The organism is Mycobacterium sp. TH-M11 (genome assembly GCF_057473725.1).
The window spans coordinates 1-22,614 of the sequence record NZ_JBYCLD010000097.1 but is presented as its reverse complement, the minus strand read 5'-3'; the positions used below and the strand labels follow the sequence as shown (position 1 = coordinate 22,614).

Annotated in this window: 22 protein-coding genes and 1 pseudogene; 9 read left to right on the top strand and 14 right to left on the bottom strand. The window is 67.0% G+C overall.

Going from position 1 to position 22,614, the window contains the following annotated elements; genetic code table 11:
- Positions 1-103 precede the first annotated feature (103 nt).
- Positions 104-1,831 carry an N-acyl-D-amino-acid deacylase family protein gene (locus AC2VOG_RS03990; protein ID WP_486938616.1) on the top strand — a complete coding sequence of 576 codons (1,728 nt, stop codon included), beginning with the start codon at positions 104-106 and terminating at the stop codon, positions 1,829-1,831.
- Positions 1,832-1,901: 70 nt separating this feature from the next.
- Here the strand turns inward: AC2VOG_RS03990 and AC2VOG_RS03985 are convergent, their stop codons facing one another.
- The 4 genes from AC2VOG_RS03985 to groL all read right to left on the bottom strand — a co-directional run bounded on the left by AC2VOG_RS03985 (position 1,902) and on the right by groL (position 5,059).
- On the bottom strand, positions 1,902-2,129 hold the full coding sequence (locus AC2VOG_RS03985; protein WP_486938615.1) for a DUF559 domain-containing protein: 228 nt from the start codon (positions 2,127-2,129) through the stop codon (positions 1,902-1,904).
- Positions 2,130-2,153: 24 nt separating this feature from the next.
- Complete coding sequence (locus tag AC2VOG_RS03980; RefSeq protein WP_486938614.1) at positions 2,154-2,759, bottom strand: hypothetical protein; 606 nt, start codon at positions 2,757-2,759, stop codon at positions 2,154-2,156.
- Between the two features lie 135 nt (positions 2,760-2,894).
- Entirely contained in the window at positions 2,895-3,245 is a 351-nt protein-coding gene (locus AC2VOG_RS03975) for a heme-binding protein (RefSeq protein WP_486938613.1), read from the bottom strand.
- Positions 3,246-3,433: 188 nt separating this feature from the next.
- A complete protein-coding gene (gene groL, locus AC2VOG_RS03970) occupies positions 3,434-5,059 on the bottom strand; it encodes a chaperonin GroEL (protein WP_486938612.1) in 1,626 nt (541 codons plus the stop codon).
- Positions 5,060-5,279: 220 nt separating this feature from the next.
- Between groL and AC2VOG_RS03965 the strand changes: the two genes are divergently transcribed.
- Complete coding sequence (locus AC2VOG_RS03965) at positions 5,280-5,693, top strand: hypothetical protein (RefSeq protein WP_486938611.1); 414 nt, start codon at positions 5,280-5,282, stop codon at positions 5,691-5,693.
- A gap of 10 nt (positions 5,694-5,703) precedes the next feature.
- Here the strand turns inward: AC2VOG_RS03965 and AC2VOG_RS03960 are convergent, their stop codons facing one another.
- The gene (locus AC2VOG_RS03960) at positions 5,704-6,270 is read right to left on the bottom strand and encodes a TetR/AcrR family transcriptional regulator (RefSeq protein ID WP_486938610.1); all 567 of its coding nucleotides are present in this window, start codon (positions 6,268-6,270) and stop codon (positions 5,704-5,706) included.
- Between the two features lie 106 nt (positions 6,271-6,376).
- Between AC2VOG_RS03960 and AC2VOG_RS03955 the strand changes: the two genes are divergently transcribed.
- Positions 6,377-7,288 carry an SDR family NAD(P)-dependent oxidoreductase gene (locus AC2VOG_RS03955; protein WP_486938609.1) on the top strand — a complete coding sequence of 304 codons (912 nt, stop codon included), beginning with the start codon at positions 6,377-6,379 and terminating at the stop codon, positions 7,286-7,288.
- Here AC2VOG_RS03955 and AC2VOG_RS03950 read toward each other — a convergent pair.
- Positions 7,285-7,986 carry a M24 family metallopeptidase gene (locus AC2VOG_RS03950; protein ID WP_486938608.1) on the bottom strand — a complete coding sequence of 234 codons (702 nt, stop codon included), beginning with the start codon at positions 7,984-7,986 and terminating at the stop codon, positions 7,285-7,287. The two genes, AC2VOG_RS03955 and AC2VOG_RS03950, sit on opposite strands and share 4 nt — an antisense overlap.
- Before the next feature lie 164 nt (positions 7,987-8,150).
- Here AC2VOG_RS03950 and AC2VOG_RS03945 point away from each other — a divergent pair, with 164 nt between their 5' ends.
- The gene (locus AC2VOG_RS03945; protein WP_486938607.1) at positions 8,151-8,819 is read left to right on the top strand and encodes a hypothetical protein; all 669 of its coding nucleotides are present in this window, start codon (positions 8,151-8,153) and stop codon (positions 8,817-8,819) included.
- Between the two features lie 153 nt (positions 8,820-8,972).
- Positions 8,973-10,658 (top strand): DEAD/DEAH box helicase, encoded by a 1,686-nt coding sequence (locus AC2VOG_RS03940; protein WP_486938606.1) that lies wholly within the window; start codon positions 8,973-8,975, stop codon positions 10,656-10,658.
- Between the two features lie 75 nt (positions 10,659-10,733).
- Here the strand turns inward: AC2VOG_RS03940 and AC2VOG_RS03935 are convergent, their stop codons facing one another.
- Both AC2VOG_RS03935 and AC2VOG_RS03930 read right to left on the bottom strand, forming a co-directional pair.
- Positions 10,734-12,203, bottom strand: a complete 1,470-nt coding sequence (locus AC2VOG_RS03935) for a PH domain-containing protein (RefSeq protein ID WP_486938605.1) — start codon at positions 12,201-12,203, stop codon at positions 10,734-10,736.
- Complete coding sequence (locus tag AC2VOG_RS03930; RefSeq protein WP_486938604.1) at positions 12,200-12,682, bottom strand: PH domain-containing protein; 483 nt, start codon at positions 12,680-12,682, stop codon at positions 12,200-12,202. Before AC2VOG_RS03930 ends, AC2VOG_RS03935 begins: the two co-directional genes overlap by 4 nt.
- 82 nt (positions 12,683-12,764) lie before the next feature.
- On the opposite strand from AC2VOG_RS03930, the gene AC2VOG_RS03925 reads away from it, so the two are divergent.
- The 4 genes from AC2VOG_RS03925 to AC2VOG_RS03910 are packed head-to-tail and all read left to right on the top strand — an operon-like array spanning position 12,765 to position 17,442.
- Complete coding sequence (locus AC2VOG_RS03925) at positions 12,765-13,688, top strand: SDR family NAD(P)-dependent oxidoreductase (protein WP_486938603.1); 924 nt, start codon at positions 12,765-12,767, stop codon at positions 13,686-13,688.
- Between the two features lie 30 nt (positions 13,689-13,718).
- Entirely contained in the window at positions 13,719-14,432 is a 714-nt protein-coding gene (locus AC2VOG_RS03920; RefSeq protein ID WP_486938602.1) for a phosphatidylserine decarboxylase, read from the top strand.
- On the top strand, positions 14,432-15,292 hold the full coding sequence (locus AC2VOG_RS03915) for a CDP-alcohol phosphatidyltransferase family protein (protein WP_486938625.1): 861 nt from the start codon (positions 14,432-14,434) through the stop codon (positions 15,290-15,292). The genes AC2VOG_RS03920 and AC2VOG_RS03915 overlap by 1 nt, the downstream gene beginning before the upstream one ends.
- Positions 15,289-17,442: an AAA family ATPase gene (locus AC2VOG_RS03910; RefSeq protein ID WP_486938601.1), complete on the top strand. Its 2,154-nt coding sequence runs from the start codon at positions 15,289-15,291 to the stop codon at positions 17,440-17,442. Before AC2VOG_RS03915 ends, AC2VOG_RS03910 begins: the two co-directional genes overlap by 4 nt.
- On the opposite strand, the gene AC2VOG_RS03905 is transcribed toward AC2VOG_RS03910, so the two are convergent.
- The 6 genes and pseudogenes from AC2VOG_RS03905 to AC2VOG_RS03880 all read right to left on the bottom strand — a co-directional run.
- The gene (locus AC2VOG_RS03905) at positions 17,439-18,197 is read right to left on the bottom strand and encodes a methyltransferase domain-containing protein (RefSeq protein ID WP_486938600.1); all 759 of its coding nucleotides are present in this window, start codon (positions 18,195-18,197) and stop codon (positions 17,439-17,441) included. The two genes, AC2VOG_RS03910 and AC2VOG_RS03905, sit on opposite strands and share 4 nt — an antisense overlap.
- Complete coding sequence (locus AC2VOG_RS03900; protein ID WP_486938599.1) at positions 18,194-19,171, bottom strand: methylenetetrahydrofolate reductase; 978 nt, start codon at positions 19,169-19,171, stop codon at positions 18,194-18,196. Before AC2VOG_RS03900 ends, AC2VOG_RS03905 begins: the two co-directional genes overlap by 4 nt.
- Positions 19,172-19,383: 212 nt before the next feature.
- A complete protein-coding gene (locus tag AC2VOG_RS03895) occupies positions 19,384-20,040 on the bottom strand; it encodes an LON peptidase substrate-binding domain-containing protein (RefSeq protein ID WP_486938598.1) in 657 nt (218 codons plus the stop codon).
- Entirely contained in the window at positions 20,040-21,185 is a 1,146-nt protein-coding gene (locus tag AC2VOG_RS03890) for a glutamate--cysteine ligase (RefSeq protein WP_486938624.1), read from the bottom strand. The genes AC2VOG_RS03895 and AC2VOG_RS03890 overlap by 1 nt, the downstream gene beginning before the upstream one ends.
- Positions 21,175-21,873 carry a superoxide dismutase[Cu-Zn] gene (gene sodC, locus AC2VOG_RS03885; protein WP_486938597.1) on the bottom strand — a complete coding sequence of 233 codons (699 nt, stop codon included), beginning with the start codon at positions 21,871-21,873 and terminating at the stop codon, positions 21,175-21,177. Before sodC ends, AC2VOG_RS03890 begins: the two co-directional genes overlap by 11 nt.
- Positions 21,874-22,213: 340 nt before the next feature.
- Positions 22,214-22,614: pseudogene (locus AC2VOG_RS03880) on the bottom strand (IS481 family transposase); the annotation flags it as partial.

The following is a 22,614-nucleotide window of genomic DNA, read 5'->3' as shown; positions in this document are numbered from 1 at the left end:
CCCACCCGATTTCCCCAATTCGTTCATGCCAATTTCGCGGCACCTTTCGGACACCTGAATCCTGTTTAACCTGGTAGAAGCCCTGATGTAGGAGATTATTTCGATGACCTACGACCTCATCATCCGCAACGGCACCATCGTCGACGGGCTGGGCGGTGAGCCGTTCGTCGGTGACGTCGCCGTGCGCGACGGTGTGATCGCCGCCGTCGGCCACGTCAACGGCTCGAAGGCGACGCGGGAGATCGACGCAACTGGGCTGCTGATCACCCCCGGCTTCGTCGACCTGCACACGCATTACGACGGCCAGTCGATTTGGTCGCAGCGTTTGACGCCGTCGTCGGCGCACGGGGTGACCACGGTGGTGATGGGTAACTGCGGTGTGGGCTTCGCGCCGTGCCGGCAGGAGGACCACGACGTCCTGGTCGACGTGATGGCCGGGGTCGAAGACATTCCCGGTGTGGTGATGACCGACGGCCTGCCCTGGAACTGGGAGACCTTCCCGCAGTACATGGATGCCTTAGAGGCGGGGCAACGCGATATTGACGTGGCGGCGTACCTGCCGCATTCCCCGCTGCGGGTCTACGTGATGGGCCGGCGCGGCGCCGACCGCGAACCGGCCACCGCCGAAGACCTGGCCAAGATGCGCGAGCTCGCCAAGGAAGCCATCGAGGTCGGCGCGCTGGGTTTCGCCACCTCCCGCTTCACCATTCACAAGACCGAAAGTGGTTCTCCGATACCGAGTTACGACGCGGCCCGGGAGGAAATCGAGGAGATCGCCCGCGGCGTCGTCGACGGCGGCGGCGGCCTGCTGCAATTCGTGCCCGACATTCCCGCCGGCGGCTACCAACCGGTGCTGCAGACGGTGTTCGATGTGGCCGAGGATGTCGGGCTGCCGGTGACGTTCAGCTTGGTCGTCGGCAACACCGGCGACCCGACCTGGCCGGATGCCATCACGATGATCGAGAAAGCCAATGATAGGGCGGGCGCCGTCCGCTTTACCGCCCAGCTGTTGCCGCGACCGATCGGGTTGATCATCGGCCTGCAGCTGACCGCCAACCCGTTCGTGCTGTATCCCAGCTACCGCGAGATCGCGGACCTGCCGCTGGCCGAACGCGTCGCCGAGATGCGCAAGCCGCAGGTCCGCGCCCGCATCCTGGCCGACAAGCCCGGCCACGGGCATCCCATCCTCTACGTCGCACAAATGTGGGACTGGATCTTCCCGCTGGACGACAACCCGAACTACGAGCCGGACGCGAAAGACAGCATCGGCGCCCGCGCCCGGGCCAAGGGCGTGGATCCGATGGAAGAGGCCTACGACCGCCTGCTCGACGACGACGGACGCGCCATGTTGCTGGTCGCGACCAGCAACATGGAAAACCAGTCACTGGACACCGTGGGCGAGTTGTTGCATCGCGACGATGTGGTACTCGGCCTCGGCGACGGCGGTGCGCACTACGGAATGATCTGCGACGCAAGCTATTCGACGTACTTCCTGGCGCATTGGGCGCGTGACCGCAAGTCCGGACGCTTCGAAATCCCCGAAGCCGTCCGCCGGCTGACGTCGGTGCCGGCGCGGGTGGCCGGGCTGGCCGACCGGGGCCGGATCGCCGTGGGCTACAAGGCCGACCTGAACGTGATCGACCACGCGGCGTTGCAGTTGCACAAGCCGGTGATCGTCCACGATCTGCCTGCGGGTGGGCGCCGACTCGACCAGACCGCCGACGGCTACGTCGCGACGATCGTCAGCGGCGAGGTGATCGCCGAGAACGGTGTCCCGACCGACGCGCGACCCGGCAAGCTGGTCCGTGGCCGCCAATCGGTACCGGCCTGATCGGTCGTCCACTGTGCAGGGTGTGCATGCGACGATGACCCGAAGGCGAGAACAACCTGCACACTCGGCGTTAGATGGGACACCCTGCCGCGCGCAACTTGCCGCGGACGCGGTCGATGATCACGTTCGGCCTGTCCAGCATCTCGGCGCTCACCCTGACGACCGCCCAGCCCATCGCTTCGAGAATCGCGATCCGATCGATATCCCACGACCGCCGGTCGGACCAGTGCTGGGCTCCGCCGTACTCGACAGCGACTCGCCATTCCCGCCACCCCATGTCGACCCTGATCCGCGCCACGCCGAACTCGTCACTGAACTCGATCTACGTCTCGGGCTGCGGTAGACCCGCGGCCACCAACAGCAATCGCACGCGACTCTCCTGCGGAGACTCGGCGCCGCCGTTCACCAGAGCCAGTACCGAGCGCAGTTGTCGGACACCACGGCCGCCGGGCTTGCCAGCGGCAAGGCACTCGACATCGGCAGTCTTGAAGTTCGTGGCATTCGCCAGCGCATCGAGAACGGGAATCGCACGGTTTGCCGACAGCGACCGTCCAATGTCGAACGCGGTCCGCTCGGGGGTGGTGATCCGAATCCCATTACGGATCATGGTTTCCCGCGCAGACAGAGCGTAGGAGCGGACCACGATCCCGGCCGGGGCGTGTCGATTAGGGCGGCACAACTCCGCGGGCTCGCCTGGGTCCAACCATTTGGTGCCGAGAACAGCCGCCGCCGAGAGGCCCGTCAAGGTCGAATCGTCACCGGAAAACAGCCAGGCCGCGCGAGCTCGGGTGAGCGCGGTCAGCGTCGCCTGCTTCGACACGTAGACGTTGCGGTAGACGGGCCGGTAATCCCGCTGCAGTCGCCAAGCTGAGATCTCGCCGCGCCGCACGGCTTCTCGACCGAGAAACGGCCAGTCGCACCCGCTCATGACCGACATCTTCGGTCAATCCCGGTCGATGCCGCGCACGGCTATACACAGTGCATCGACTGTGCAGCTGCTGCCCGCGACGATGATCCGAAGGCGAGAACAACCTGCACACTCGCGCCCCGACGGAGCCGGCCCCTACGCCGACAGCGCGTCGACCAGCGCGGCCAGTTGGTCCGGCGACACCGAGTTGGGGCACTGGCTCTTCAAGTTCAGCAGCGGCTGGGCGATGTTCTTCAGGTCCAACGCCTCACCCGGGTGGCCGATAAAATATCCGCGGATCGTCGATTTTGCTTGGGCCGGCGGTTGACCGACCGCCGCCGTCAGCAGGTTGTTCGCGTCCGGATGAGTATCAAGGTAGCCGCTGGCCGCGTTCAGCACTCCGCTGGCCGTGGCAGCGACGCCACTGGCCGAGCACGGGTCGGCGGCACTCGCGCCAGGCGCAACGATCAGACCGAGCATGCAGCCGGGAACCACTCCAAAGATCATGCGCCCTAATAGTTTTCCCATTATGTCGTCCCTTCGTCCCCAACTGTTTTGAATGTTCACTACGTCAGTTACCCAAAAACACGAAAAACCCGGCCCCACGCGGGGACCGGGCTTCTCGTTAGCCTGATGGACTCTTTTTCGAGTCCGACTTCTCCTCGGGCCACCGGGTGGCCCGCATCGTCGTCGAACTAGAAGTCCATGCCACCCATACCACCGGTCGGGTCGCCCGCGGGTGCGGACGCCTTCTCCGGCTTGTCGGCCACGACGGCTTCGGTGGTCAGGAACAGCGCCGCGATGGACGCCGCGTTCTGCAGCGCCGAACGCGTCACCTTGACCGGGTCGGCGACGCCGGCCTTGAGCAGGTCCTCGTACTCACCGGTGGCGGCGTTGAGGCCGACACCGGGCTTGGAGTTCATGACCTTCTCGGCGACGACGCCGGGCTCGAGCCCACCGTTGAACGCGATCTGCTTCAGCGGAGCCGACAAGGCCACACGCACGATGTTCGCGCCCGTCGCCTCGTCACCGGTGAGCTTCAGGTCGTCCAGCGCGGGAGCCGACTGCAGCAGGGCCACGCCACCACCGGCGACGATGCCCTCTTCGACGGCGGCCTTGGCGTTACGCACGGCGTCCTCGATGCGGTGCTTGCGCTCCTTGAGCTCCACCTCGGTGGCAGCACCGGCCTTGATCACCGCAACACCGCCGGCCAGCTTGGCCAGGCGCTCTTGCAGCTTCTCGCGGTCGTAGTCGGAGTCGCTGTTCTCGATCTCGGCGCGGATCTGGGCCACCCGGCCGGCGATGGCGTCGGAGTCACCGGCGCCCTCGACGATGGTGGTCTCGTCCTTGGTGATGACCACCTTGCGGGCCTGGCCCAGCAGCGCGATGTCCGCGGTCTCCAGCGAGAGGCCGACCTCTTCGCTGATCACCTGGCCACCGCTCAGGATCGCGATGTCCTGCAGCATGGCCTTGCGGCGGTCACCGAAGCCCGGCGCCTTGACGGCGACAGACTTGAAGGTGCCACGGATCTTGTTCACGACCAGGGTCGACAGGGCCTCGCCCTCAACGTCCTCGGCGATGATCAGCAACGGCTTGCCGGACTGGATGACCTTCTCCAGCAACGGCAGCAGGTCCTTGACCGTCGAAACCTTCGACGACACCAGCAGGATGTAGGGGTCCTCGAGGACCGCTTCCTGACGCTCGGCGTCGGTGACGAAGTAGCCCGAAATGTAGCCCTTGTCGAAGCGCATACCCTCGGTGAGCTCGAGCTGCAGGCCGAAGGTGTTGGACTCCTCGACAGTGATGACACCCTCGTTGCCGACCTTGTCCATCGCCTCGGCGATCAGCTCGCCGATCTGGACGTCGCCGGCCGAGATGGCGGCGGTGGCCGCGATCTGCTCTTTGGTCTCGACCTCTTTGGCCGACTTCAGCAGGGTCTCGGTGATCTTCTCGACGGCCTTCTCGATGCCGCGCTTGAGGCCCAGCGGGTTGGCGCCGGCCGCGACGTTGCGCAGGCCCTCTTTGACGAGCGCCTGCGCGAGCACGGTCGCCGTGGTGGTGCCGTCACCGGCAACATCGTCGGTCTTCTTGGCGACCTCTTTGACCAGCTCGGCGCCGATCTTCTCGTAGGGGTCCTCCAGCTCGATCTCCTTGGCGATGGACACACCATCGTTGGTGATCGTGGGGGCGCCCCACTTCTTCTCCAGGACGACGTTGCGACCCTTGGGGCCCAACGTCACCTTTACCGCGTCGGCCAGGGCGTTGAGGCCCCGCTCGAGGCCGCGACGGGCCTCTTCGTCGTACGCAATTATCTTGGACATTGCGAAGTAATTCCTCCGATTAGGGATGACGAGTCTGTGGCCGGGTGCAGTGCCCGCGACGGACGGCTTGGGTGTCTCCGCTGACGCGGCCCTCGCCTCACCGTCCCGACCTGGCACTCACTAGTTGCGAGTGCCAATGTCATTTTTAGCACTCGCCTATAGAGAGTGCAAGAAATGCGATCACCTGATGTCGGTTTGCGAGCTGTGCTCTAATCCACCCATGACCGTGGAAGCCGCTGCGCGTGGGGCGGGACAGTTGTGCGCTGTCGTTGCTCTCGGAGGGGGGCTGCTGATGGCGGCTCCGGGCACGGCATCGGCGTCGGTTCCGATCGTGTTCGAGTTGACCGGCACCTTCACCGAAGGCGTGCTGGTGTCGTATACCGGAGCCAACGACGAGCCCGTGACCGTGCCCAACGTGGGCCTGCCGTGGTCGACGGCATTCGACTACAACGGCAGCTCGCGGTCGCTGATGTTCACCGGCGCACATCCCGGCGACGCGCCGGGGTCGGTGACCTGTCGCGTCGTGGTCAAAGGGCGAAAAGCCGTGACCCACAGCAACAATGCCCCACCAATAGCCGGCAAGGGCGCCACGTGCAACATCGTCAACCTAGGCTCCGGTTACGTCGGCAACTGAGGTTGCCCGTTCAGCGCGAGGGGCGCAAGCCGTCGATGACGACGTCGGTCACCCGGGCGGCGCGAGCCGTGTCGTAGCCCTGCATGGCCTGACACCCGACCAGCAGCGCCTTGACCTCCGGGACCTCGACGTCGGGCCGGACCGTTCCGGCGCCCTGCGCGGCGCCCAGCAACTCACCAAGCAGCGCGTAGAACGCCTTTTCGGCCTCGGGCGCAGCCGACTCGACGTCGATACCGAGTCCACCGAGCGCGTCGACGAGACCCTGATCAGTAGCGCCGAATTCCAACACCATGCGACGCAGGAACGCGAACAGCGCTTCGCCCGGCCCCGGATCGTCAAGCAGCGCGCGGCCTACAGCGACGATGTGCCGCAACCTGTCTTCGACGACCGCGGCAAACAGGTCTTCTTTGGTCGGGAAGTGCCGGTAGACGGTGCCGGCGCCGACTCCTGCGCGCCGGGCGATCTCATCGACCGGCACCGACAGTCCCTCTGCGGCGAAGGTCTCGTAGGCGGTCTGCAGTACGCGAACCCTGTTTCGGGCCGCGTCGGCGCGCAGCGGCCGAGCGGGTACAGCCATGGCGTCACCTAACCCAGAGAGTTGCAAAACGGGGCGTACGTTCCGTATGGTCGAGAGGCCAACCGGGGCGTGCGCCCCGGTTACTTTACAGTTTAGGGAGCTATCGATGTCCAAGTGGACGACCGCCGACATTCCTGACCAGCACGGCCGCGTCGCCGTCATCACCGGGTCCAACACCGGGCTCGGGTTTGAGACCGCCGCGGCGCTGGCCGCCAAGGGCGCTCACGTCGTACTCGCGGTGCGCAACCTCGACAAAGGTAGGGACGCCGCGCACGAAATCCAGAAGCGATCCCCCGACGCGAACGTGGCCCTTCAAGAGCTGGACCTCACGTCGCTGGAATCGATCCGCGCGGCCGCGGCGCAACTGCGCGCCGATCACGACCGGATCGACCTGCTGATCAACAACGCCGGCGTGATGTATCCACCGAAGGCAACCACCAAGGACGGCTTCGAGCTGCAGTTCGGCACCAACCACCTCGGGCATTTCGCCTTGACCGGCCTGCTGCTGGACCGCCTGCTGCCGGTCGCCGGCTCGCGGGTCGTGACGGTCAGCAGCGTTGGTCACCGCATCTTGGCCGACATTCACTTCGACGACCTGCAGTGGGAACGCAGCTACAACCGGGTCGCGGCGTACGGACAGGCCAAGCTGTCTAATCTGCTGTTCACCTACGAACTGCAGCGGCGGCTGGCGCCCGGCGCAACGACGATTGCCGCGGCGGCTCATCCCGGCTTCTCAGACACCGAATTGATGCGCCACCTGCCCGGTCCTATCCAGTCCGTCTTCCGGATAGCCGCACCCCTGGTCACCCAGGACGCAGCCGGCGGCGCGCTCCCGCAGCTGCGGGCCGCCACAGATCCGGCGGTAATCGGCGGGCAGTACTACGGTCCGTCGGGCTTCGCGGAGTCGCAGGGCGCCCCGGTGCTCGTCGGCTCGAGCAAGAAGTCGCACGACGCCGAGCGTCAGCGCAAGCTGTGGGCCGTCTCCGAGGAACTGACCGGGGTCACCTACCCCGTCTAGGCCAAATCGAGCAACTGCTCGTAAAACCCGCCGATCCGGCGGCCCGGGTCGCTCAGATGGATCTCCAGGATCCAATGGCAGACCCGGCCCTGCGGGTCGAGGCGGCGCATCGGCTTGTTAGACCCCGGCGTGACATACCACTGCGCGTCAGCGCCGACGATCTTCTTGTGCGGGAACTCCCCGAGCAGGTGTCCGGCGATCGGACTGCCGAACTCGAATCCCTCAGCGCGCGCCAGTTCGACGACGTGGTCGTACAACTCGGCGCCGGTGATGTCCGGATGGCTGTCGAAATAGTCGCGTCCCGCGTCCCACACCCTCGGTAGCGCGTCGCGCACGGCGAGCTTGTGCGGGTCATCGCCGAGCACGAAGGTGCGGCCGAAGTCAGCCTCCCACTCCTCGAAGACCGGGCCGAGGTCCAGGAATGCGATGTCCCCCTCGGCGATCACCCGGTCCGGCGGATGCTCGCTAAACGGCTGCAGGGTGTTCTCACCGGCCCGCACGATGCGGCGATGCCAGTGGGCTTTCACACCGAGCAGCGCCGCGGCCAGGTCGCGGATCTCGTCGGACAACGCCTTCTCCCCCACACCCGGGCGGATCAGGCCGCGGCGTTCGATCTCGTCGAACAACCGCACCGCCTTGGCCTGGGCGTCCACAAGCCGTTCCGCGCGGGCGTTTTCGTCGATGATCGGCGTTGCCACACGGTTGATGTTACGAGCGCAGCCCAGCGGATTCCCAGCAGACCGGCACCTAGCTGCCTACAACCACAGCGAACTTCGGCATACGCTCAGACCTCGCACAGGTTCCCCGGGGGGGAAGTTGTGGTGTTGCACGGCAAACGAACACAACTGTTAGAGGAGAACCAATGAACCGTCGTATCCTGCTGTCACTCGGCGCAGCCACCGGTGGACTGCTGGCCACCACCTTGCTGCCCGTCGCCGTCGCATTCGCCGACTCGGGCAGCGCCGCCGCCGATGCCGCGTCCGCCGTCGCACCATCTGCGACCGGTTCGGATGCCTTCACACTCGGTGGCTACACCTTCGATCCCATCGACCTGAATTCCTCCACCCTCGCCTTTCAGCAGGGCTACGTGCCGGTGACCCCTGATTTCAGTGCCTCGCCGTTCTTGGACGGCGGCACGACACCCCAATTGTTCGAGGCTTACAACTCTTCTGGTGACGAACTCGGTGTTGTCTCGACCAACGAAGACGTGGCAAACGTCTACGGTATGACGAACACGCAGATCACCGTCGTCGGGGACGACCCCGTCGGCACTTCGAGTCCATCTCTGCCGGCAACAGGAACGGTCTATGACGTCTACAACTTCGGCAATGGGTACGAGAACGTCTACACGGATATCCCAAGTGCCAGTGGCGGCGCCGGCACTGCGACCGACACGTTTGTGACGCCGCTCGGTGATCTCAACCTGAGTTCACTGGTGGCGGACTTCAACCCCACCGCGGCTCTCGACCCGGGCGATGCTTTCGCCGGTCTCAGTAGCCTCGCGGACCCGTCCACATTCCTGGGCCTGTAAGAACGTAACCAAGCGCGCGCAACACCCCGGGCTGCGATCCAGCGGCCTGGGGTGTTGTGGCGTCGGCGCACGGCGACGCGCCGCCGTCCTGCGGAGATGCATGGCCCGATGTGCTTGCCCTAGACTGCATCTCGATCAGATAGGAGTTTCCGGGTGCGGGCAGTTGAAGCGCCCAGCACCCGGGCTTTGCGGGGCTGGCAGCGTCGGGCCTTGGTGCGTTACCTGAGCGCCAAACCGCGTGACTATCTGCTGGTCGCCACCCCCGGCGCCGGCAAGACCGCGTTTGCTCTGCGGATCGCCGCTGAATTGCTGGCCGATCGCACCATCGAGGCCATCACCGTGGTGGTGCCCACCGAACACCTCAAGGTGCAGTGGGCCTCGGCGGCCGCCGTCGACGGCATCGCACTGGACCCGAAGTTCAGCAACAGCGCAGCGCACACCTCGGCGGAGTACCACGGCGTCGTCGTCACCTACGCCCAGGTCGCCAGCCACCCCAGCCGTCACCGGGTGCGCACCGAGGGCAGACGGACGCTGGTCGTCTTCGACGAGATCCACCACGGCGGCGAGGCCAAGAGCTGGGGCGACGCCCTCTCCGAAGCGTTCGCCGACGCCACCCGCCGGCTCGCGCTGACCGGCACACCGTTCCGCAGCGACGACTCTGCGATCCCGTTCGTGCGGTATGAACCGGACGCCGGCGGGTTGATGCGATCGCAGGCCGACCACACCTACGGCTACACCGACGCGCTCGCCGACGGCGTCGTGCGCCCGGTGGTGTTCATGGCCTACTCCGGCGAGACTCGCTGGCGTGACAGCGCCGGAGCGGAATACGCCGCGCGACTCGGCGAGCCGGCCAGCGCCGAGCACACCGCGCGGGCTTGGCGCACCGCGCTGGACCCGACGGGTGAATGGATGCCTGCGGTCGTCACTGCGGCCGACACCCGATTACGACAGCTGCGGGCCGGCGGCGTTCCGGACGCCGGCGGGATGGTGATCGCCTCGGATCAGCAGGCTGCCCGAGCGTATGCCGTTCTGCTGAAACGAATCACGGGCGAAGAGCCGACGGTCGTGTTGTCGGACGATCCTGGTGCGTCGAGACGCATCGCGGAGTTCGCCGCCTCGAACACCCGCTGGCTGGTCGCGGTGCGAATGGTGTCCGAAGGTGTCGACGTGCCACGCCTGGCGGTCGGCGTCTACGCCACCAGCGCCTCCACGCCGTTGTTCTTTGCTCAGGCGATCGGGCGGTTCGTCCGGTCCCGGCGGCCCGGTGAGACCGCGAGCGTCTTCCTGCCGTCGGTGCCGGCGCTGCTGCTGCTGGCCAGCGAGTTGGAGGCACAGCGCAATCACGTTCTCGGCCAACCACATCGGGAGTCCGACGAGCTCGAGGAAGCGCAGCGCCGCCGAGACGAGCCGTCCGAGCTGGACAACAAATTCGAGTCGCTGGGCGCCGACGCCGAACTGGACCAGGTAATTTTCGACGGCTCGTCGTTCGGTACCGCCACCCCCGCCGGCAGCGACGAAGAGGCCGACTACCTCGGCATCCCCGGCCTGCTGGACGCCGGGCAGATGCGAGAGTTGTTGCGCCGCCAGCAAGAAGAGCAGTACGACCGGCGCACCCGCGACAACGTCGGAACGGCCGAGCCGGTCACCCGGCACGGCCAGCTGCGCGACCTCCGCCGCGAACTCAACGCGCTGGTGTCAGCGGCGCATTATCGACTCGGCAAGCCCCACGGCTGGATTCACAACGAGCTGCGTCGGCTGTGCGGCGGGCCACCGGTGGCAGCGGCCACCAGCGAACAACTCGCGGAGCGCATCATCGCGGTGCGGGGGCTGACCGCCTAGCTGTGCGCGCGCCGAACGTGCAACCAGTGCGAAAGACTTGCTGATTTCTCGCACTGGTTGCACGTTCGGCGTAACTCAGCGGCGGGCCCACATGCTGTCGGCCACCCACGGCGACGCCTCGGCCGCGATCGACCACACAATGTCCTCCGGCACGTCGATCAGCGGATAGCGTTTGACGCCGGCGGCCGTCGCCGCGACCAACGTAGCGACCTTGGCCCGGCGCTGGAACGGCGTCTGGCGCACCGTCCAGCCGATGATGCCGGCGGTGGCGAGGCAGTCGCGGCGTCGTTCCACGCTGCCGGACCGCATCACCATCCAGCCGTCGTGGACCCGGTGGCCGAGCGCGCCGATCCGGTCCACCGCCAGCAGCGCGCACCACGCCGTCACCGCGATCCACGCAGGCCAAATCCACACGGGCACAGCCGATTTACCTCCGACAACGGCCACAACGGCCAGCGCCACGCCCGCCAACACGGGCAGGCCGAGGGCTCGCGTCCATCGTCGGGTCGCGGCCCGGCGGCCGTGGCCGCGCAGCGGGCCGCAGACCACCGCACGATCACCGATCAACTCGGTCAGCACCGCCTCCGCCGTGGCCGCCGGACACGGCGGCAGCAGCACCGACGCCTCACCGGCACCGTGCACACCGGTCATCACCGCATCCAACCGGGCGCCACCGAACACCCGCACCAGCAGCGGTTGTCGCAGAGTGCCGCCGCGCAGCCTACTCATGTCGTAGGAACGCTCGCGAACCCGCAACAGTCCGTGCCGCAAGTGCAGAACGTCGGCCTGACGCAGCAGCACGAGGTTGCCCCAGGTGAGCAACGAGCGGCCCACCGCCAAGACCACCGATGCCGCCACGATCACCCCGACGGCGACCGCGGCGGTGTTGACTGTCCCCAGCCGCCGGGACGCATCGAGCACCGACGTCACCATCGACGAATGCTGCAGCGGCCCAACGAATCCGTACTCGTAAACCACACCGGCGGCAGCACCCAACGACAATAGACCCGACACACTCAACGGCGAATACCGCAGCCAAGCCGGATCCCAGCGGGCCAGTACCTCATCGAGGTGCGCCGCGGTGGCCTGAGCCGGCTCAGCCGAGTCGGCCAGCAAGATCGCCTTCAACCGCGGCACCTGGCCGACCTCGACGGCGTTGAGCTCGAACGCTGCGGACCCGCTCCCGCCGTTGGCTTCTCGGCCGGTGCTCACCCGCACGATTGCCAAGCCGAACAGCCGGTGCAGCAGGCGCGCATCGCTACTGACCGAACGAATCCTGTTGAGCGGCAATGACAAGACCTGGCGTCGCAGCAGACCGGTTCGCAGCTGTAACTGGCCGGCCTCAACGCGATAGCTGGTGGTTACCCAACGCGCCACACCGATCACGACGGTGTAGGCCACCACCCCGACCGTCCACCACTGGTTACCGGTGGTGGTGCCCACCACGACGGCGCCGATCAGGATCGGCAGTTCGCGCAACAGTTCATGAATCGGGTGGACCAGCAACATTCTTGGGCTCAGCCACTGCCACCCGGTTTGGTTCATGTGGCATCCTCGGCGCCGATCGCAGCGATGTCGGTCAACTGAGCGACCAACCCGTCGGCGACATCGACGTCGAGCGCCGCGATATGTACCGCGCCGGCCGATGAGGCTGTGGTGACGGTGACGTTGGCCAACCCGAACAGTCGGTCGACCGGGCCGCGATAGGTATCGATGGTTTGCACCCGCGAGATCGGTGCGATGCGGCGTTCCTGGATCAGCCACCCGGTGCGGGTGAACACCGCCTGCGGGCTGAGTTCCCAGCGATGCACCCGGTAGCGCCACAGCGGCACCAGGGCCACCGACATCGCCACGCCGAGCACCGTCACGGCGCCGATCAAGATGTGCAGCCACGGCATTCGCTTGTCCATCGCGAACCAGACGAATTGACCCACAGCCAGCAGCAGCCACGGAACGACACCGCCAACCGCCCATCGCAACGGTGCGCGCCGACTGGGCAACTGCGCGGGATCGACCATTTCCACGCTTTAAGACAATGCCACCGACGCCCACCCGAATTGCACCGACACGGCGAAACCCAAGCTTGGATCGGTATCGTTGCCTGCGATGAGTTCCGACGGTAAATGGACCACCGCCGACATACCTGACCAGAGCGGTCGGGTTGCCGTCGTCACCGGCGCGAACACCGGTCTCGGTTTCCACGCCGCCGCCGCGCTGGCCCAGACCGGCGCACACGTCGTCCTGGCCGTGCGCAACCTGGAAAAGGGCAATCTCGCGCTGGCACGCATCGTTGCCGCCCACCCCGACGCCGACGTGACGCTGCAGCAACTCGACCTCAGCTCACTGGCTTCGGTGCGCGCCGCGGCCGCCGCACTGCGCAAGGCCTACCCGCGCATCGATCTGCTGATCAACAACGCCGGGGTGATGTGGACTCCCAAGCAACTCACCGACGACGGCTTCGAAATGCAGTTCGGCACCAACCATCTCGGCCATTTCGCGCTGACCGGCCTGCTGCTGGACAATCTGCTGCCGGTGCGGGATTCCCGGGTGGTGACGGTCAGCAGCACCGGCCACCGACTGCGTGCCGAGATCCACTTCGACGATCTGCAGTGGGAACGCCGCTACGACCGATTCGCCGCCTACGGCCAGTCCAAGCTGGCCAACCTGCTGTTCACCTACGAGTTGCAGCGCCGCCTGGCCGAGCACCACAGCAACACCATCGCCGTCGCCGCCCACCCCGGGGCGTCCAGTACCGAGCTGGGTCGCAACGCGCCGACGCTGCTCAAACCGCTGATGGCGTTGACCGGCCCGCTGGTTTTCCAGGGTGCGGCCATGGGCGCCCTGCCGACGCTGCGGGCCGCCACCGACCCGGCTGTCGAAGGCGGCCAGTACTACGGGCCCGACGGCCTGGGCGAGCTGCGCGGCCACCCCCGGCTGGTGTCGTCCAGCGCGCAGTCACACGATCCAAATCTGCAGCACCGGCTGTGGGCGGTGTCGGAGGAACTGACCGGCGTCGCGTATCCGGTCTGAGCACGGTCGCGGCTCTTCTAGGATATCCGGGTGGCACGACGTCCCCGCTCGACCGCCGAAAAACCGACGATCAGCCCGCAGCACATGCTCTCGCTGCTGCGGCAGACCGTACCGCCCGTGCATCCCGCCGGCCTGCCGTTCATTTCCGCCGGACTGGGCCTGGCGCTCGTCGGCCACCGCTCGCGCTGGCTGCGCCGCGCCGGGTTGCTGACGGCCGGCGCCTGTGCCGGCTTCTTCCGACACCCGCCGCGAGTACCGCCGACCCGACCCGGCGTCGTCGTCGCACCGGCCGACGGCCAGGTTTGTCTGATCGAGTCCGCCGCGCCACCATCGGAGTTGGGGATGGGCGATGCGGAGCTGACCCGGGTCAGCATTTTCTTGTCGGTGTTCGACGCCCATGTCCAGCGGGCCCCGGTGGGAGGTGAGGTGATCGACGTGCGGCATCGGCCGGGCCTGTTCGGATCGGCCGACCTGCCCGTCGCCAGCGAGCGCAACGAACGCAACAGCGTGCGGATCCGCACCGCCGACGGGGCCGAGATCGTGGCCGTCCAGATCGCCGGTCTGGTAGCCCGCCGGATCGTGTGCAACGTCCACGCCGGCGACAAGCTCTCGATCGGTGACACCTATGGGCTGATCCGGTTCGGGTCACGGCTGGACACGTATCTGCCTGCGGGCGCTCAGGTGATGGTGGGCCTCGGTCAGCGCGCCGTCGCCGGCGAGACGGTGCTGGCGCAACTGCCGTGATCACCTCTAAGCCGCGCGGCAAGCGGAACGTCCCGCTGCGCATCCTGCCCAGCTCGATGAGTGTGCTGGCGATCTGCGCGGGGCTGACGTCGATCCGGTTTGTGTTGGAAGGCCAGGCGTACATGGCGATCGCGCTGATCGCCGCCGCCGCGGTTCTCGACGGGCTCGACGGCCGGGTGGCGCGCGCGCTGGATGCCGAGTCGCGGATGGGCGAGGAGATCGACTCGCTGGCCGACGCGGTCAACTTCGGCGTCGCCCCGGCGGTGGTGATGTATGTGTCGATGCTGGCGGCACTGCCGGCCGGCTGGGTGGTCGTCATGCTCTACGCCGTGTCGGTCGTGTTGCGGCTGGCCAGGTTCAACGCGCTGCTCGACGACGTCAGCCAGCCGCCTTTTGCGCGGGAGTTCTTCGTCGGCGTGCCGGCGCCGGCCGGAGCGATTTGCGCGCTGGGTCCGCTGGCCGCAAAGCTGCAATTCGGCGCGGGCTGGTGGACGTCGCCGTGGTTTGTCTGCGCATGGCTGGTGGCCTGCTCGATGCTGCTGGTGAGCCGGATCCCGATGCGCAAGATGCACGCCGTGTCGGTGCCACCGAACCTGGCCGCGCTGCTGTTGGCCGGGCTGACCATCGTCGCCGCCGCCGCGTTCCTGTTCCCCTACATCCTGATCATGGTGGTGATCGCGGCCTACCTGTGCTACATCCCGTTTTCGGTCCGCAGCCACCAGTGGCTGGCGGCGCATCCCGAGGCGTGGGGTGAGAAACCCAAGCAGCGACGCGCCACCCGCCGCGCGATCCGCCGCGCGCAGCCCAACCGCCGGTCGATGGCGCGGCTCGGACTACGCAGGCCGACCGGCCGGACATGACGGCCCGGGCTCAGCTGACCTTGACCGCACGGCTGAACACCTCGGCCGTCGACTCGCGTCGCGGGGTCATCCGGATGCACCCCAATGCCATTGCGGCGCTCGGCATCCGGGAATGGGACGCGGTTTCTCTCACCGGGTCGCGAACCACGGCTGCGGTGGCCGGCACGGCCGGCCCGCGGGTGCCGGTCGGCACCGTGCTGCTCGACGACGTGACCTTGTCCAACGCGGGCCTGAGCGAGGGCGTGGCCGTCATCGTCGTTGCTGCCACGGTTTACGGCGCACGGTCGGTGACGCTGAGCGGATCGACGCTGGCCGCTGAATCGGTGCCCCCGAACACCCTACGACAAGCGTTGCTGGGCAAGGTCTTAACCGTCGGCGATGCGGTGTCGCTGTTGCCCCGCGATCTGGGACCGGGCACCTCCACGTCGGCGGCGACGCGCGCACTGGCCTCCTCGGTGGGCATCAGCTGGACGTCGGAATTGTTGACAGTCACCGGCGTGGACCCGGCCGGGCCGGTGAGCGTGCAACCGAATTCACTGGTCACATGGGGCAATGGTGTCGCGACGGATGTCGCCGGGGCACCGGTCACCATGCAGGCTCCGCGGCTCACCGTCAACGACCTCGAAGGCGTCGGCGCGCAGGCGGCGAAGTTGACCGAGTGGCTCAAACTCGCCCTCGACGAGCCACACCTATTGCAAACCCTGGGTGCCGCAACCAACTTGGGTGTCCTGATATCCGGTCCTGCGGGTGTCGGAAAGGCGACGCTGGTACGGGCGGTCTGTGCCGGCCGGCGACTGATCGAACTCGACAGTCCCGAGGCGGGCGCGCTGGCCGCCGAGGACCGCCTGAAGCGCGTCATCGCAGCGGTCGCCAGCGTGTGTGACGGCGGCGGCGTCCTGTTGGTCGCCGACATCGACGCGTTGCTGCCCGCCGTCGCCGAACCGGTTGCGACGCTGATTCTCTCCGAGCTTCGCAAAGCGGTCGCCGCAGTGGGAGTCGCGGTGATCGTCACCTCGTCGGTGCCGCAAAACCTCGACCCGCGACTGCGCGCCCCCGACCTGTGCGACCGGGAACTGGTGCTCAGCCTGCCCGACGGGCCGACGCGCGCCGCGTTGCTGCGGCGCCTGCTGGACCGGGTGCCCAACGAGGGCCTCGACCTCGGCGCGATCGCCGATCGCACACCCGGTTTCGTGGTGGCCGATCTGGCCGCGCTGGTGCGCGAGGGTGCGCTGCGGGCGGCGGCGCGGGCCAGCGCCGAGGGCACCGCACCGCAACTAACCCAGGCCGATCTCATCGGGGCGCTGACCGTGATCCGGCCGCTGTCTCGATCGGCCGCCGAGGAAGTGACGTTGGGCTCGATCACCCTCGACGATGTCGGAGACATGGTCGAAACCAAGCAAGCCCTGACCGAGGCGGTGCTGTGGCCGCTCCAGCATCCCGACACCTTCGCCCGCCTGGGTGTCCAGCCACCGCGAGGGGTGTTGCTGTACGGACCGCCGGGCTGCGGCAAAACCTTCCTGGTCCGTGCACTGGCCAGCACCGGGCGGCTGTCCGTGCATGCCGTCAAAGGCTCTGAGCTGATGGACAAGTGGGTCGGCTCGTCGGAGAAGGCGGTGCGCGAATTGTTCGCCCGGGCCCGCGATTCGGCACCGTCGCTGATCTTCCTCGACGAGATCGATGCGTTGACCCCGCGGCGCGGGCAGAGCTTCGACTCCGGGGTCACCGACCGGGTGGTGGCGGCGCTGCTCACCGAGCTCGACGGCATCGAACCGATGCGTGACGTCGTGGTGATCGGCGCCACCAACCGGCCGGATCTGATCGACCCGGGACTGCTGCGGCCGGGGCGGCTGGAGAAATTGGTTTTCGTCGAACCACCCGATGCGCGGGCGCGAGCGGAAATCTTGCGGGCCGCCGGCCGGTCCATTCCGCTGCACGACGTGGACTTCGATATCCTGGCGGCCGGATTGGATGGCTACAGCGCCGCTGACTGTGTGGCGCTGCTGCGTGAAGCGGCGCTCACCGCGATGCGACGCTCGGTGGACGCGGCCGAAATCACTGCGGCTGATGTCGCCGCGGCCCGCGAACATGTCCATCCCTCACTGGATTCCGCGCAGCTGGCCAACCTGCGGGCGTTCGCCACCGAACGCTAGTGGCCGCGCCGGAGCGAAAACACCTGCGGCTCGATCACGGATTCGTGCAACAGCTGCGCGATCCGGTCAGACTGACGTTCGGCCAGCTGCCAGTCGGAATCGGCTCCGTGTCGCCGCTCCAGCTCGGCCTCAACCGCCGTCACACGCTGTTGCCATTGCTCCGGTGGCTGCCAGATATCGCTGACGCTGCGGCATGCTTCGATGCGCAGACCCGCGCGAGGCACCAACGAGTCCAACAACTCGCGGGTCGGGAAGAAACTGTCTTCGGGTTCCCCGGGCGGCGACAACTCCTCGGCCACCAGCACCAGCAACCCGATGCGACCCGGCGGCCGCACCACCCGACGGAGTTCCCTCAGTAACTCCAGTTGCGCTTCGGTGGTGCAGAGCACGCCCAGCGCCCATGCCGCATCGAAGGCTTCGTCAGGGAAAGGCATGTTCGCCGCGTCGGCCTGCAGTGCAGGAAAGCCGAAGAGCGTGCGCGACGCACTGCAGCCACCCGCCTGCGGCTCGACGAGTATTGGCTGAACCCCGCGCCGCTCCGCCGCGTAGGCCGCCGGCCCGCCGACACCGGCGCCGCAATCCAGCAGCGTCTCACCAGCTTTGAGATCCAGATAATCGATCAGCAGGTCCAGCACCGCCGGGCTGCCGCTGCCCCGGCAGCCGGCCGGAATGTGAAAGTCCTTGCCCAGATCCACGGCCACCTGCGCTGTCCACTCGGCCAACGTGTCGAATTCGGCATTAGCTTCGTTGCTCACGCGGCATGCTCCGCCCGAATCCGCGCGCCGACCTCGGCCTTGATCTCCGCTCCCCGCCGGGTTCCCGACGCGGACGCCAAGCCGGATAGATTGACTCCGTCAATACCGTTGACAGCCAGCCTCTCTCGCGCTCCGGTCACGGCCGCTTCGATACCGGCCTCGATGGGATCGGCGGCGTTGACCACCTCCTCGACCAGTGCCGGTTCCAACTCCAGGCCGGGCAGGCCCTGCAGCACGGCGGCCGAGACCACGTCGGTGAACACGGCCACCGCCGCCAGCACCGGGATTGCCAGACCGGCTGCCCGCGCGTCATCCATGAACGCCGACAACGCCGTTGCCGACGGCACATGATTGAGCACCGCCAAGCTCGCACCGGCTCGCTGCTTCTCGACAAGTCGGGCCGCACGCACGTGAGTGGGTGGCGCGGTGGGCGTTTCGGGCACGGCCGCGACCATGTCGAGCGAGGTGGCCAGCGCGACCAGTCGTGGACCGTCCAGGTCGAATGTCGGCGTGACGTCGGGGCGCACGTCGTAGCCCCGACCGTCACCGGTCACGCAGAACACCGTCGTCGCGCCGCCGTAGCGCAATCCGCGCAACTCCTGCTCCAGCACAACGCGATTGCGGTCTCGGCAGGACAGCGTGATCCACGGCGTCACGCCGTGACCGAGGATCAACTGACTCATCAGCGTCGGCGGAAAATCGGGCCGGTTCTGGTGCTCGCCGACCAATACCGCATCGCAACTCGGCGCGAGAGTCGCAGCCGTGGCGGCGACGTCGGCGGCATCGAAAGGCTTACAACTGAAATCCGTAAGGATCAGTGGCGCCGCCGCAGGACGAACCCGGGCAGGAGGTTCCGGCCATGACACAGCGTCGTCGAACGCGCACGGACCAGATCGCATTTCGCACTGCCCGTCGGACCTGACACCGCCGCACGGCCCGTATTCCATACGTTTGGGACAGTTGTGATCGTTCACTTCGCAGCGGATACCCCGTGGCGCCGGCCGAGAAACGCTGCCTCGGCCGGGCCGTCGGCCGGCGCCCAGCGACGTTGTAGCGGTTTCCGATCTCGGTCCAGCGCGCCCAACCCGGCGACCCGGCCGCGCTGGACGTCGCTCGCTGGCTGCACCTGTGCTGATGTTGCCCCCGTTTTCATCGAAGGACGCCTGCACGCGGTTTCGCCGCTACGTTACTGGCGGAGCTGAAATTCAATCACGGCGGCAACGGAATCGACCGCTTCGCCCAGTGCCGCCAACCGCGCGTGCGCCGTCGGCGCGGACAACACAGAGTAGCGATCTGCTGGGCCGATCGGAATACGAGATGCCAAGGCGTACAGTCGCTCTCCTGCATCCGAGAAGTCAAGACCGGAGCCCAGCGCATCCTGTCGATCTGGCACAGGAAGATCGCGCGCGGCGGCAATGCGCTCGAACAACGCCATCATCCGGTCTTCGAGGTCTTCCAGTTGGCCGGCGCTGACCGATTCCCCCGGCTCGTCGGGCCACTCCTGGACCACGGCCCGCGGGTAGGGGTCGTCGGGCAACCACTCGCAGACCTTGATGCGCTCGGCGGTCGTGCAGCGCAGCATGAACCGGCCCGAACCGGCGACTTCGACACACTCAGCGACCCTGGCCACGGTGCCGACATCGCAGCGCATCTCCCCGCCGCCGACTTCGCGTCCCTGCGCGATCAGCACCGTACCAAAGCGAGGATTGTTGGTTTGCAAGCAGTCTCGCACCATCTGTGCATAGCGCGGCTCGAAGATCTGCAGCGGCAGCTCCTCGCCGGGCAGGAATGCCGACTGCAGCGGAAACATTGGCAGGCGGCCGAATTCAGCTGCGCGCTCCATCAGATCTCCAATTCCTCGACCAGCGCGTCGACAACGGCGATCAGATCTCCGTCGTGCTCCTCGGCGACCCGGCGCTGCCGCTGATACGACGCACCGCGCCGCGGAATGTCTGCCACCGCCGCCAGCTCGTCGGCGCAATCCAGGGTTTCCGCAATGGGTTCCAGCCTGTTCAGCAGATCGTCGAGATCCTCGGTAACCAACCGTTCATTGCCGTCGGCATCCAAGATGATGATCGCGTCCAAACCGTAACGGGCTGCGCGCCATTTGTTTTCCTGGTTGTGCCATGGCGGCATCGAGGGCAGCGTCTCGCCGGCATCCAGACGACGTTCCAGATCGACCACCAGGCAATGCGTCAACGCGACCAACGCGCCGAGCTCGCCGATGTTGGAGACACCATCGCAGACCCGCACCTCGAGCGTCCCGTTGTGCGGTGACGGGCGAACATCCCACCGCACCTCGTTGACATCCTCGATGATGCCGGTCTTCTTCTGGTCGTGGACGAAACGCTCGAATTGGTCCCACTTGTCGAACTGGAACGGCAGGCCTGCGGTGGGTAGCTGCTGAAACATCATCGCCCTGTTGCTGGCGTACCCGGTGTCGTCGCCAACCCACCAGGGCGACGAGGCCGACAGCGCGAGCAGATGCGGATACCAGTTGAGCAACGACGACATCACCGGCATGACCTTGTCCGGCGAGGAAACTCCGACATGGACGTGCACTCCCCAGATGAGCATCTGGCGGCCCCACCACTGGGTGCGCTTGATCAGCTCGGCGTATCTCGGCGTATCAGTCAGCTGCTGGGTCGACCAACTCGCGAAGGGGTGGGTGCCCGCGCCGAACAGCTCCATGCCGCGCTGCCGGACGATCGGCAGCACGGACTTCAGCGTGGTCTGGAGATCGTCCATCGCCTGTGCGGTGTTGTCGCACACGCCAGTAACCACTTCGACAGTGTTCCGTAGCAATTCCTTGTGCACACGGGGGTTTTCGCCGATTTCAGCGAACACCGCGGTGGCTTCGTTACTCAGATCGCGTGTCTGCGCGTCGACAAGGGCGAACTCCCATTCGACTCCCAGCGTCGGGCGGGGCGAGGACGCGAAATTGACCCTGATAGCGCTCCCCCTGTCCGACGAGCAACTAACCGGCAGCGATCACACCGCAGGCCACCCGCTTGCCGGCGTCGCCAGTCGACATCGTCATCTGGTCCGGTCCGGGTGCTCCATTGACCTGGCTGTAGCGCTCCGCCGGGATGTTGCCGAAGTTGTCGGCGCCGGCGTGGATGACGATCGCGGTGCCCGCACCGGCCAACAGGTCGGCTTTGGTGAACCCGTCGGTGGTGGTTTCCAGCAGAGCCCCACCGTCCTTGCGGACCTGCAGAGCGGTCAGCGCGCCAGCGTCGTGCTCGCCGTGAGGCATGAAATGTCCACCCGCAGAGAAGAAGTCGCCGGGCTCACCGCCGGCTGGAGCTACCGAGTGGGCCTCGCACTTGCCCACCGAATGGATGTGCACGCCGTGGAAGCCCGGGCTGAGCTGACCGGTTCCGGTGGTCTCGATTGTGACGGTCACGTAGCCCTGGTTGAACTCGAACTTCGCCGTGGCGACCTTGGTTCCGTTGGCGTCGTTCAGCTGCGTGGTGAGGCTGTCGGTGCCGCCCTGCTGACCGCTTCGCTCCGCGCTCGACGGCGCCGGTGAGCCGGTCCAGATCGGGGGTTGTGTGCCAGGCGTGTTGGTGGGTAGCTGGTCCGGACTGCAGGCGCTCATCAGCACGGCTGAGGCGGCGAGTGGGACGAGTGCAGTGGTGGCGGCAAATGCGCGGTTGCTGGCTTGCTTGAGCATGGGTAGAGCCTATCTCGGCGACGAAGCGGGTCGGAACGACCCGCAGAGGAGCGGGACCGACCGACCCAGCCCGGCGACGAAGCGGGTCGGAACGACCCGCAGAGGAGCGGGATCAACACACCCAGCCCGGCGACGAAGCGGGTCGGAACGACCCGCAGAGGAGCGGGGCCGACCGACCCAGCCCTGCGACGAAGCGGGTCGGAACGACCCGCAGAGGAGCGGGATCAACACACCCAGCCCGGCGGAAATCTTGCCGGCCGGACGGTTCGACCGCGTCGGATGTGATGTCTCAGGACATCGGTGACAGTTCTGTATCAGGACATGGGTGACGGTTGGTGTGTCAGGACTTTGGTGACGGTTCCTCGGGCTTGGGGCGTGGGCCGCGGGGTCGCCCGTTGCCGACATATCTGATGCCGGGTGCGGGTCGGGTGTGTTCAGCGAGGACCTCGCCGTGGGTGTCAGTCACGATAATTTTGTCGCCGTGGCTGACGACTAGGACGTGTTCGAAGGCGCGTTGCGCGTCGACCATGTAGGTGACCTGGTTCAGCGTGATGGTGCCGGCGGTGTTCACTTTTCTAGTGAGGGCGCCGGCGGGCAGGTCCAGCGGCACTGGTGGTGCCGTCCGCGGGCGTGGCGCGGGCCGGTCGAACAGTGGCCGATCGGGTTTGGGGCGTGGCGACTCGGCCTTCGGTGTCGCTTCCCACGCGGTCAGCGGTGTGACGCGTCCAGGCAGCCCTTGGT